We start from the raw sequence: 13010 nt of genomic DNA on the forward strand, positions 1-13010 counted from the left end.
TCTCCATGTTCGCGTTGCGTGTCATCCGTCTTCCTCTGGCGGGTGTGTTCTGTCTATTGTCCTGTTCTGTCGCCGTTGCCCAGACGCCTATGGCAGCTGCTCCGCCAGCCGTAATGCCTGCTGGGCCGGGATCATCTCAGGATCAGTTCCAACGTTACCGCCAACGCCAGCAACAGCTGGATATGCTGCCGCCACCCGATAGCAATACCCAGTTTCACAACCCGTCTCCGCTGAAAGGCGGAGGAAATTGTGTCCAGGTCTGGACGCTTTCGATTGAAAACGCCCCTCATCTCGGCGACGCAGCAAAAAGGGGGGTGATGCAGCGCTATTCCGGGCGCTGCCTCGGCGTGGATGATTTCAATCATGCTCTCGACGACATCAAGCGCGCCTATGTGCAGCAGGGAAATGTCACGTCCCGCGCTTATCTTCCGGAGCAATCCTTACAATCCGGTCGTCTGCGTCTTGTCGTCGTCGAGGGAACGCTCTCCTCAATTCGCTTTACGGGCATGGCTGCGAGACATCATGAATTGATGGGGTTCCCAGGCCTCCGCGATCACCTGCTCAATCTGCGTGATCTGGAGCAGGGGCTCGACCAGATGAACCGGATGCCGAACTGGTCTGCCACGATGCAGATCGTGCCGGGTGAAAAATCGGGAAGCTCGTCTGTTGTCGTGCAACAAATGAATCCCGGTGTCCTCCATGGGCAGATCTGGGCCGATAATAACGGCCAGTACCAGACTGGGCATGAGACGGGTCATGCCATGCTGACCGCTCAGGATGCTCTGGGTCTGCTCGATATGTGGTCTGTCGAATACGACCATTCGCTGGTGGGGCAAGCCGGTCACCGTGGGACCCAGTTTTTCTCAGCCGATGGGTCTATTCCTTACGGAAAATGGTCGATCTTCGGCGGGTTCTGGATGTCTGACGATGTCTATCATCTGCAGAGTCTGGGTGAGGATTATCGCCTTGGTGGACGTCGTCGCGATTTTCGTGTCGGTGTGTCGCGGGTCGTGGCCCGGAATAGTCTTGGCGTGACGACGCTTCAGGCGCTTTACGAGCTGAAATCTTTCAACTCGACGACCAATCACGTTCGTCTTTTTACGCAGAGCGCCCGCCAGGCTTCTGTTGCCACCCAGGCAAGTGAGTCACTCAAGGCTCTGGGGGGGCTTTGGTATGTCACGCTCGGTGTTCGTTTCGGAACGGACGGCGTTGGCACGAGGAGTGCCTTTGCGCATCCGATCGCGAGTGAGCCCCATACGCGCTTCGTTAAACCGTCGCTCGATATTGACGGTTATGAGCCCCTGCCGTTCGGCCTCTCCTGGCATGTTTCGCTTCACGGCGAGTTGAGCTCCCGCAACCAGTTTGCGACCGAGCAGCTGCAGCTTGGCGGTCCTTATACCGTGCGCGGGTTTCTCAGTCAGATGCTGGTGGGAAATAAGGGGCTCTATGTACGCGATGATGTCTCGTATCGCCTCGCACCGCTCAATCTGCATGAGAAATGCGGTGCTTACAGCGGTTTTTGCAGGGCTTTTGTCGATGGAACCGAATTTTACGGAATTATCGATGGAGGGTTCGTCAAGCTCGGATATCGCGCTGACAACCTTCCCCCCGCGCTACGGGGCGGTTCGATCGCCGGTGCTGGTTTTGGGCTGCGCAAGGTAAGCGGCACCCTCTTCTGGGGCGCCTCAGCCACGCACGCTATCGCTCATGGTCCGTTGCCTGATGAGGGCTGGATTGCTGCATTCCAGGCAGGAGTGCGTTTCTGATGAATGACGCCCCAATGAAAAAGAAGCTCTATAAAGTTCTTGCGGTTTTCCTCTCTGCAGATCTGGGCCTGTTCCCGGCAGTCGCGAGCGCGCAGCAAGCTGCGCCGTCGATCGTTATCGATAATCACACAGCGCCGAATGCCCCAGCCCCAAATCTGGATCGAACAGGAAATGGCGTTCAGCAGCTTAATATCGCGACCCCCAATGGAGCCGGATTATCGCATAACCGGTTTACCGAATACGGGGTCGAACAAAAGGGACTGATCCTCAATAACGCGACAAGCGCGACCCAGACCCAGCTGGGCGGTTACGTCTATGCGAATGGAAACCTGAATGGGACAAGCGCGAAGGTCATTCTCAATGAGGTGACCGGGCCTAACGCGACGCACATGCTTGGCACGACGGAGACAGCCGGACAGGCTGCGAATGTGGTTGTGGCAAACCCGAACGGTATCACATGCAATGGCTGCGGCTTCGTCAACACCACACGTGCGACCCTCGCAACAGGCCATCCTGAAATCGATGCTGCGGGTAAGCTCTCCTCGTTGAAAATACAGGATGGCTATGTGGCGTTTGAGGGGCAGGGGGGCAATTTCTCAGCGGTACCCGTGCTCGATATTCTCAGTCGCCGTGTCACGTTTAACGCACAGGTTAATGCGCAGAATGCACGCCTCGTCGTCGGACAGAACCGGGTCGATTACGAGACCGGGCAGGCGAGGGCGCTCGATAAGGATGGGAGTACCGCCCCGGCTTTTGCGATAGACAGTTCGGCGTTGGGCGGTCTGTATGCCGGTCAGATATCCATGCTGGTCACAGAGGCTGGAGCGGGCGTACGTGTCAACGGGACGATGGCGGCCAATGCCGGTGACATGACGCTGACGGCAGATGGTCAACTGGTCCTGAATGGCTCTGTCAGCGCGTCCCAGCGCGTGGACGTCGCGGGTGCAGATGTCCAGCAGACAGGTTCAATTCAATCAGGCACGTCGACCAGGATTGCGAGCTCTGGCACGATAACCCAATCGGGTCAGGTGCAGGCCGAACAGGCCGTCAGTCTCTCTGGAACCACTATTCAAAACACCGGCTCGGTGAGAGCGGCGGGTTCCTCCGGCGTTAAGATTGCGGCTCGCAATGAAGCACGAAACAGCGGGACGATCGCTGCGAGCACCGATGGCGTCTCGATATCGGCACAACAGATCAGCAATGAAGCCGGTGGTATTTTAGCTGCGCAGAGCCAACTCGATCTAAAGAGTGCGTCAGACATCATTAATAACGGTCAGATCGCCTCCCAAGGCGGAGCCGTCTCCCTTGTCGCCGTGAACGCGATTGCTCAGGGGGGTGGGGAAATTGCCGCGCAGGGCGGAGCCTTGTCGTTCGAAGCCGCCGCGATCAGCAATGATGCATCGAGCCGAATGACGTCTCGCGACAGCATGCGGATTGCTACGGGGGAGTTCAGCAATGATGGCGTGATTGTCGCCGGGCAGGACCTTGTTTTTGCAAACGGCCCCTCGATCAGAAACACGGGGAATATTCAGGCCGCGGGTCTTTCTGCTGAAGATCTGGCCTCCGCTGTGAACTCAGGCACCCTTCAAACGACCACGAGGGCGCTGACACTTTCCAGCCGTGCGGGCCTTCGCAATAGCGGGACGCTGTATGGAGCGACGGGCACGAACGTCACGGCGGGTAATGCGCTCGACAATACGGACGGTCAGATCGGCGCCGATGCGGGTGCGGTGAGCGTCACGGCGGGTTCGGTCGTCAATACGAGAGGCAAAATGATTGCCTCGTCAGGACCGCTCGGTCTTTCTGCGGGAGGCGACATTGAGAATACCGATGGAACACTCTCGGCGAAGGCTGCCGGACTGACACTCTCGGGTCAGACGCTGACCAATAACGGATCGGGAGTGATTTACGCCGCAGGTCCGTTGAAGACGATCCTTGCGGGGTACAAAGCGGCGCAGCAGGCATCTCTGGCGACTGACGCCACACTGGAAATGACGGCGTCCGATCTAGTGCAGAATGACGGTCAGATCCTGTCGGGTCAGGCCATGACCCTGGCGGCGCAATCTGGGCTGACGAATGATGTTCACGGACAGATCGTGGCGACGACGGGAGGTCTGTCGGTTACGGCACAGGGAGCAGGACTTACTAATAACGGCCAGCTCGGGACATTGACTAGTGGTGCGCTCTCGCTGGTGGGGCAGGGCTATGAAGGGTCTGGCCTTGTGCAGTCTGCCGACACGCTGACGCTGCGTATGGACAAGGCGGTGTCGGTTGGAGGCTCGCTACTGGCGGGCAAGGGCGATCTTTCGGTGACGGCAGGTTCGCTCTCTTCCAGCGGTCAGATCGGCGCACAGACCGGCTCGCTGAGCGTCGCCAGCCGTGCGGGTCTTCGCAATAGCGGGACGCTGTATGGAGCGACGGGCACGAATGTCACGGCAGGCGGTGCGCTTGATAATACGGACGGGCAGATCGGCGCCGATGCGGGTGCGGTGAGTGCTACTGCGGGTTCGGTCGTGAACACGAGAGGCAAGATGATTGCCTCGTCAGGACCGCTCGGTCTCTCTACCGGAGGCGATATCGAGAATACCGATGGGACGCTCTCGGCGAAGGCTGCCGGACTGACACTCTCGGGTCAGACGCTGACCAATAACGGATCGGGAGTGATTTACGCCGCAGGTCCGTTGAAGGCGACCCTTGCGGGGTACACAGCGGCGCAGCAGGCGTCTCTGGCGACTGACGCCACACTGGAAATGACGGCGTCCGATCTTGTGCAGAATGACGGTCAGATCCTGTCGGGTCAGGCAATGACCCTGGCGGCGCAATCTGGCCTGACGAATGATATTCACGGACAGATCGTGGCGACGACGGGAGGTCTGTCGGTCACGGCACAGGGAGCAGGACTTACTAATAACGGCCAGCTCGGGACATTGACCAGCGGTGCGCTCTCGCTGGTGGGTCAGGGCTATGAAGGGTCTGGCCTTGTGCAGTCTGCCGAGGCGCTGACGCTGCGCATGGACAGGGCTGTGTCGGTTGCAGGCTCGCTACTGGCGGGCAAGGGCGATCTCTCGGTGACGGCGGGTTCGCTCTCTTCCAGCGGTCAGATCGGCGCACAGACCGGCTCGCTGAGCGTCGCCAGCCGTGCGGGTCTTCGCAATAGCGGGACGCTGTATGGAGCGACGGGCACGAATGTCACGGCAGGCGGTGCGCTTGATAATACGGACGGGCAGATCGGCGCCGATGCGGGTGCGGTGAGCGTCACTGCGGGTTCGGTCGTGAATACGAGAGGCAAGATGATTGCCTCGTCAGGACTGCTCGGTCTTTCCGCGGGAGGCGACATCGAAAACACCGATGGGACGCTCTCGGCGAAGGCTGCCGGACTGACGCTCTCGGGTCAGACGCTGACCAATAACGGATCGGGAGTGATTTACGCCGCAGGTCCGTTGAAGGCGACCCTTGCGGGGTACACAGCGGCGCAGCAGGCGTCTCTGGCGACTGACGCCACACTGGAAATGACGGCGTCCGATCTTGTGCAGAATGACGGTCAGATCCTGTCGGGTCAGGCGATGACCCTGGCGGCGCAATCTGGCCTGACGAATGATATTCACGGACAGATCGTGGCGACGACGGGAGGTCTGTCGGTCACGGCACAGGGAGCAGGACTTACTAATAACGGCCAGCTCGGGACATTGACCAGCGGTGCGCTCTCGCTGGTGGGTCAGGGCTATGAAGGGTCTGGCCTTGTGCAGTCTGCCGACACGCTGACGCTGCGTATGGACAAGGCGGTGTCGGTTGCAGGCTCGCTACTGGCGGGCAAGGGCGATCTTTCGGTGACGGCAGGTTCGCTCTCTTCCAGCGGTCAGATCGGCGCACAGACCGGCTCGCTGAGCGTCGCCAGCCGTGCGGGTCTTCGCAATAGCGGGACGCTGTATGGAGCGACGGGCACGAATGTCACGGCAGGCGGTGCGCTTGATAATACGGACGGGCAGATCGGCAATGGCAAAGGGTCGATCACGATCGATGCGGCTACTCTGATCAATCGTCAGGGCAAGATCATCTCTCCAGAAGGTGACGTGACCGTGACTTCTGGCGATGTGGATAATCAGGCGGGCACGATACAGGGGCAGAAAAAAGTCTCGGCGACTATTAGAGCTCTGGATAATCGACAGGGCGGCACGGTTCTTTCCCTGAATTCTGATCTGCTCCTTCGTCATGGTGACGAGGCCCTTACTGCCGTTCTCAATCAGGGAGGCACAATCGGAGCGACAGGCAAGCTTACTCTCGCGACGCTTCGCTATAATTCTGACCAGAACAGCTCTCTGTTGGGTAATTCGGGACTGGATATGACTGTCTCGGGTGAGCTTCTCAATGAGGGGCTCATTACCAGCGGTGCCGATCTCATTCTTGCTGCGGATCGCCTGACGAATGGCGCTCACGGCCTTATCGCCGCAAAAAATGGAGATATCGCGCTGACTGTTTCCGGTCAGGCTCCGGATGCGCTGGTTAATAAGGGAATTATTCAGGGTTCAGCTGCAGGAAAAACGCTGACGCTCACCACTTCGGGTCTTGTCAATTCGGGAAGCATTCTCGGTAACGGGGCTGTCGCGGTCACGGCCGCTGACGCAATCGAAAATGCTGGAAAGCTGAGCGCTTGAAGGGAGACCTGCGCCTCAATGGGGCCGCGCTGCACAATAGCGGTGCTATGGCTGCGTCCCGACTGCTCCTGCTCCAAATTGGTGGGGCACTGGGTAATGACGGAACGCTGTATGGCGAACAGGGTGTCACGCTCAGTGCAGGGTCCTTGCAAAATAGCGGCGCTGGTCAGATCGGGGCCGATGACGGCACCGTCTCGATTACCTCCGGCAGTCTGACTAATACCCGCGGCACGATCCTTTCAACCCGCAAGGATCTTCGTATTCAGACGGAGACCCTCGTCAATAATGGCGGTATCCTGCAAGGCCAGAACGATCAGCAGATCCGTGCTGCGCGCGTCACCAATAATGCGGGAGGGCAGATTTTAACGCGTGAGGGAGCGTTGAGTATTGCCGGTCAAAACCCGGAAGACAGCGCGACGGTTGTCAATGATGCGTCGACAATGCAGGCGCTTTCCCGACTCTCTTTAAGGGCAAGCTCTCTTCGCAATACCAATGGCACTCTCCTGACGACGCAAGGCGGGATGGATTTACGTCTGACAGGAGACGGGGCGCTGGATAATACGGGAGGTATTATTCAAAGCGCAGACGCCCTCCGTCTGGAGGGAGGGTCTTACCTCGGCTCGACGTCTTCGATGTTGGCTTCCGGGTCTATTATGGGACTCACGCTTGGTGGCGCGCTGACGAATGCGGGTCATGTGGATGCGGGAGGTGATCTCACGCTCAACGCAGCCGAAATCGTTAATCAGGCGGGGGCAAGCGCGGAAGCCCCGGCGGTCATATCCGGGAAGGGTCAGTCGGTTGCCCTGACTGCGGGTTCGATCTCCAATGCCGGCGCTATCCAGGCCACGGGTTCTGACGGCGTGCTTCAGCTTGGGGCGTCAGCGCTCGACAATGGCGGGACGATCGCGGCGCAACGAGATATCAGTGCGACAATTACTGGAGCCCTGACTAATAGGGGCACGCTTGTATCCCGCTTGGGAGCGTTAACTCTCACAACGCGTGACCTCTCCAATGCAGGCTTTCTCGGTAGCGTGGGCCAGACCCTTCTGATTGCGCAAAACAGCCTCGCGAATAGCGGGACGGTTTTTGCCGATGCCGGGATACAGGCTCGTATGGCGGGACAACTGTCCAATGCTGGCGGTCAGCTCGGTACGTCACGCGGAGATATCGCGCTCACTGCAGGCAATTTCGATAATCGATCCGGACGTATCATTGCGCAGGGAGGTGCGTTCACGGCGTCGGGCGGCACTCTGGGCAATCGGAATGGCGTGGTGCAGGCCGATCGTGATGTCTCGCTCGACATAGCGGAGCTCGATAATACGCAAGGGTTGGTCCTGTCGCGTGCGGGTGGTGTGTCTGTCGGGAAGGCGAACGCGGTAGGTCGTGTCACCAATACGCAGGGCATTATTCAAGGTAACGGATCCATACGGATCGGTTTTACAGACCTTGCCAATGATAACGGTCAGATATTGGCGCAATCGGGCGATCTTGGCCTGAACGGCGTGCCGGGCGGAAGCATCACGAATACCAATGGTGCCATGCAGGCAACGGGTGCGGTCAGCCTTTCTTCTGGTACCTATCAGGCTGGTGAGAACAGCGAGATCACCGCCGGTCAGACGATGGGCCTGACATTAGGCGGGGCTTTCTCCAGTAACGGCAAAATTGCCTCAGTTGGTGATTTGACGCTTCAGGCAGGGAGCATCGCCAATGACAGTGCAGGTATTCTTGCCAGCACGCAGGGAAATCTCGCGCTTAAGAGCGAAGGCGCGCTTTCCAATCACGGCGTCATTCAGACTCAGGCATCCCAGAAAGTCTTGTCTATCAAGGCGTCCTCCTTGGCCAACGCGGCTCAGGCCGGAATTGTCTCCAATGGAAGCGCGACGCTGACGGTAGACAACGATCTGGACAACCAGGGTGAGGTGACAGCGCATGGCGCTCAGCTGACACTCGACGCGGCACGTCTGTCGAATAGCAATCTGATGCTTTCAGGTGGCGCGTTGAATTTGGGGCTACAAGGCGATCTGACCAATAGCGGTCTGATCTATGGCCTCACCGACGTGTCCCTGAATGCGGCAACCATCGATAACCGGGGTGGGCAGCTCGGTGCCGGGCAAGGTCTTCTGGCGTTGACCGCAGCGTCTTTGCAAAATGACAGCGGTGGTCGTGTGATCGGAACGGATGGCTCGGTTCGGGTCTCCGCAGGATCGATTGCCAACGATAATGGTCTGCTGCAGGCGGGGCAGAATGTGACTCTCCTGACGCAGCGACTGTCGAATGTGTCGGGACAGGTGCTGGCCGTGAACGGTGATCTGTCGATCACGCGTTCCAGCCCGACCCGCTTCGTGCGCTCTCTGGTGAGAGCAAGTGCGAACGATGCACTTGATGATGTCATCAATAGCTGGGGTCGTTTGCAGGCCGGGTCCTCTCTCTCCGTCGCGGCGCAGCAGATCGAAAGCAATGAGGGTACGATCCTTTCCCGCAACGGTGATGTCTCGCTGACAGCCGGACAAGGGCAGCGTATGCAGCTGCTCGATGTGACCGGAGGTACGCTTCAGTCCGGTCGTGACTTGACGCTTTATACGGGCTCTTTGCAGGGGAGCCGCACCGTTCAGGCAACGCGCAATCTGGATTTTTCGAGCGCGCAGGATGTCGGTGGATTTTTATTCTCGGCTGGAAATGACGTCCGCCTCACTCTGGATCAAGGGTGGCATATCGGCGCGGGTGCCGGGGTCATAGCCGGGGGCGGCCTGACGGCAACAGCGCCGGAGATTGACAATAACGGCGCACTTATCGCCGGCGGGGCCTTGTCACTTGAGACACCGGGCAGTCTCACCAATACCGGGCTGATTAGCGGAACACAGGGAACGCGCATCGCACTCGATGGCAATCTGACCAACCGTCAGGGTGCCATCCTGTCTGATGTGGGGAACCTGACGATCGCGGGGCACTCCGGTGAGTATGCTGGCGATGTGACCAACAGTTCCGGCCAGATCCTGACAGGGAGCGCGCAGGGTGACGTCACGATCACGGCGCGTTCGCTGACCAACAACATCATTGGCGGAGTAAGTTACGAGCAGGGGAAAATTGTCTACAGCCAGACATACGATCAGGCTTTGGCCAACCCACCGACGCCGTCCAATATCGGCGACACCAGTAAATATTATTGGGGTCAAAAAATTGTCGCGGTTCAGACGCCTGCAGGATTGCAGACCGCAGATGGCAGGCCCGGATCGGGCTACATCCTGGCCGCTTTATACGGCGGTAATGACGCATCGAAAATTGTCGTAACTGGCGTCGGGTCGCTTGCGTCGGCCTCGAACGCGCCTTCGGTCATCTCGGCAGGTCACGATCTGATCGTAACGACCCAGGGCGCGGTGACCAACGATGCCAGCCACCTTGCTGCAGGCAACAACATGTCTCTCAAGGGTGGGTCACTGGATAATGTGGGCTACGACACTGCGGTTACCTACACCCTGACCTGCTATAATGGTAATTCCTGTCGCTGGTACCTGCCTCCTGAAGACGCAGCAGATCCCGGGTTTCCGGGTGGTTGGGATATTGGCTCTCAGGGGGGCTGGCCATGGCCGAGCCATGTCTGGGGAAGCAGTCGTTCGAACGGACTTTCCGGGACGATCGTCGCAGCCAACAGCCTGACGGGCGACTTCGCCGGTCAAATCAACAACAGCACGATCATTCAGCATGCGACATCAGAGCAGCTTGCGGCAGCATCGCAATATCAGGGGAGTACGCCGGGTGGGTTGACCACTCCCGGCATGAACGGTCAGGCGGTCGGTGGAGGCGCCCTGAACCTGCCCGGAGCCGGACGTCCCGTCGGTAATGTCGATGTCACTCTGTCTGGCGGAGCGGGAGCACAGAGGGGCGTTTCCGGTAATGGCCTCAATGGCGGCTTCGTCTCCGGTTCAGGCTCGCAAGCCCATTCGGAAAATGGCCTGAACGGCCTGGGCGCGTTCGATCCAGGTTCTCTTGCCGCTGCGGGCGGTATGGATCCCACGCATCCCGCTGGCGGGATTGACGCGCCGAGTGGCGGCCTGAGCGGCAGCAACGGGCGCGCTACCGGGGGATCTCTGTCTGCACCGGGGCAAAATGGTGGACTTGCAGTCTCTCGTCCTGAAACGGGCGGAACACTGACGCCAGGCGAGGAACAACCCGGTCAGGGTGGAGGGCTTTCGGTTAGTGTTCCGTCTTCGGGGGGAAAAGCGCCGACGCTGGGCAGTGGCGGTGTCCTGCCTCAAGAGGGCGTGCAGACAGCGGCTCAGGCAGCACAGAATTTGCGTTTGCCGGGCTTTCTGAACACGGCAGACCCTTCGGTGATGCAGGTGATTTCCTCCATCCCGGCGGGAAGCGCGTTGTATATTCCCAACCCGTCACCACAGGCACAATATCTGGTGGAGACGAACCCGGCCTATACGAGCCTGACAGCCTTCCATGGATCGCAATATCTGGTGGATCGTCTGGGCAAGACGCCGTCGGATTATACCTTTCTGGGTGATTCCTATTTCGACCAGCATTATGTGCAGCAGCAGATTATTTCTGCGACGGGCCAGACCTTTCTGGGTGACAGCTTTGTCAATGCGACGACGCAAATGCAGGCGCTTGTTTCGAACGGTGCGGATCAGGCGCATCGCCTTGGGCTGAATTTCGGTCAGGCGCTGAGCGTCGAGCAAAAGGCGTCGCTGACTGAGAATATCGTCTGGTATGTGCCGGTTCAGGTTGACGGGCGGACAGTACTGGCGCCGAAGCTCTATCTGGCGCCGGGGAACGTGGCGCTGACGGGGGCCACGATTGCGGCCAAGGATGTGTCGCTTGCGGGGTCGAGCGTCACCAACAGCGGGACGATCTCGGGCAGCAACAGCCTGAGCATTCTGGCGCGCAACGGCGACATTACCAATACGGGCACGCTGGCAGGTGGGTCCGTCAAGCTGGTGGCGCAGAACGGATCGATCATCAACAGCGCGACGCTGAACGATTATCTGGTCAATGGTGGCAATCAGGGCCAGTTGGGCTCTGTCGGTACGATCACGGCGAGCGGCGCGGCGGCGCTGTCTGCAAGCAACGACATCACGTTTAATGGTGGCCGTCTGAGCTCGGGTGGCGATCTGTCGATGCTGGCAGGCAACAGCCTCACTCTGGGCGCTGCGACGGTGCGTCAGGCGACGGCAGTGAAGGGGGCGAATGTCAGCAGCGCCTTCAGCCAGACGCAGAATTACACGAGTTCGGTCAGCTCGGGCGGCAAGGCGGTTCTGGCAGCGCTCGGAGGGGATCTGAAATCGGCAGGAGCGACGATCGACAGCACGGGCGATATGGTGCTGTCAGCGGCGAAGTCTCTGGATCTGGGGTCTGTGACCGACAGCATCAGTCACGATATTTCGGGCAAGAAATCGGGCTTTCTGACGCATAGCCGCTTCAGCGATTCCGGCAGTCAATCGGTCGAGCACGGCTCGAACGTGACATCGGGCGGCACGCTGACGGGTCTTTCCGGCGGGGATATGAGCCTCAAAGGGCTGATCGGCGCCCAGGGCGACGTGACGCTCTCAGCGGGCGGGGGCTCAAGCTCGAGGCTACGAAGGCGGAAAGCGAGATGGGCTCGTCCCATCACGTGGCGGGGATCTCGCTGAGCAGCAAGGGCGCGCAGGCGACGATGGGCTACGGCTCACGTACAGATGATGCGTCGCGTTCCGACACGGTTTGGGCGCCTTCTGTGCTGGCATCGCTGGGTGGGAGTGTTGCGCTCAAGGCAGGCAAGGCGATCACGATCGATGGCTCTGCCCTGTCTGCAGCGAATGACCTGACGCTGTCCGGGTCGTCGGTCTCGTTACTGGCCAAGGAGAACAACCAGACCCAGAGCATGATGCATAAGGAGAAAAGTATCGGGTCAAGCATCGGTCTTTCGCCGGGTTCGCTGGTGGGCATGGCCGTCAACGGGGCACTTGGGGCGTCGAAGCAGGAGAACGGTGTTCTGGCTGCTCTGGGTGGGATGCAGACAGCGGTTGGTGAGGTCGGCGCCATTGCAGGCGGCGCGTTGAACAAGGACATCATTGGTGTTGAGGCGAAGGTTGGCTTTTCGACCAGCAAGAGTGAGTCGTGGCAGAGCAAGACGACGCTGCAGGGATCATCGGCCAATGCAGGTGGCACGCTTGCGATCGTAGCTCGTGGCGATCGACCTGATGATGCGCAGAACGGAGCGCTTACGGTTACGGCAGGGCAGCTCTCCGGCAAGGATGTGGTTCTGGCGGCAGATAAGGCCATCGCTCTGCAATCGGGTGTAGAGACGACCCAGACCAAGAGTTCGAGCAACTCGTTCGGGATCTCGGCAGGAGTTGTTGCGAGTGTCGGTGCAGGCGCCGATGGCGTTCATGCGGGAGCCAGTGTCACGGCATCTGTGGTGGTTCGACGCAGCATGCGAAGTCGGATAGCAAGACGCATGTGGTGACGACGGTTGATGGAGCGAACAGTGTTCGTCTGTTGACCCCTGGTGAAACGACTCTCGATGGTGCGTTGGTCTCCGGCGGACATATTGGCGTGCAGACCGGCAAGCTGGCGATCATCAGCCGCAGGACGAAGCCCATTACGA

Annotated in this window: 5 protein-coding genes; all 5 read left to right on the top strand. The window is 59.5% G+C overall.

The window, feature by feature from the left end; genetic code table 11:
• Positions 1 to 5 precede the first annotated feature (5 nt).
• Positions 6 to 1766: a ShlB/FhaC/HecB family hemolysin secretion/activation protein gene (locus tag JCM15831_RS14140; protein WP_025824752.1), complete on the top strand. Its 1761-nt coding sequence runs from the start codon at positions 6 to 8 to the stop codon at positions 1764 to 1766.
• Positions 1766 to 6418 carry a beta strand repeat-containing protein gene (locus JCM15831_RS14145; RefSeq protein ID WP_025824753.1) on the top strand — a complete coding sequence of 1551 codons (4653 nt, stop codon included), beginning with the start codon at positions 1766 to 1768 and terminating at the stop codon, positions 6416 to 6418. Before JCM15831_RS14140 ends, JCM15831_RS14145 begins: the two co-directional genes overlap by 1 nt.
• Positions 6415 to 12054 carry a beta strand repeat-containing protein gene (locus JCM15831_RS14150; RefSeq protein ID WP_025824754.1) on the top strand — a complete coding sequence of 1880 codons (5640 nt, stop codon included), beginning with the start codon at positions 6415 to 6417 and terminating at the stop codon, positions 12052 to 12054. The genes JCM15831_RS14145 and JCM15831_RS14150 overlap by 4 nt, the downstream gene beginning before the upstream one ends.
• Positions 12018 to 12869 carry a hemagglutinin repeat-containing protein gene (locus JCM15831_RS14155; protein WP_025824755.1) on the top strand — a complete coding sequence of 284 codons (852 nt, stop codon included), beginning with the start codon at positions 12018 to 12020 and terminating at the stop codon, positions 12867 to 12869. Before JCM15831_RS14150 ends, JCM15831_RS14155 begins: the two co-directional genes overlap by 37 nt.
• Positions 12866 to 13010, top strand: a 145-nt coding sequence (locus JCM15831_RS24095; protein WP_373277665.1) for a hemagglutinin repeat-containing protein, incomplete at its 3' end; no start/stop codon positions are given. The genes JCM15831_RS14155 and JCM15831_RS24095, both read left to right, overlap by 4 nt.

This window comes from Asaia astilbis JCM 15831 (assembly GCF_000613845.1).
In the GTDB taxonomy this organism is placed as follows: domain Bacteria; phylum Pseudomonadota; class Alphaproteobacteria; order Acetobacterales; family Acetobacteraceae; genus Asaia; species Asaia astilbis.

What these genes read in the sequence shown, in the direction of transcription:
- JCM15831_RS14140 (WP_025824752.1), top strand. Translation starts at nt 6, where the DNA reads ATGTTCGCGTTGCGTGTCATCCGTCTTCCTCTGGCGGGTGTGTTCTGT.
- JCM15831_RS14145 (WP_025824753.1), top strand. Translation starts at nt 1,766, where the DNA reads ATGAATGACGCCCCAATGAAAAAGAAGCTCTATAAAGTTCTTGCGGTT.
- JCM15831_RS14155 (WP_025824755.1), top strand. Translation starts at nt 12,018, where the DNA reads ATGGGCTCGTCCCATCACGTGGCGGGGATCTCGCTGAGCAGCAAGGGC.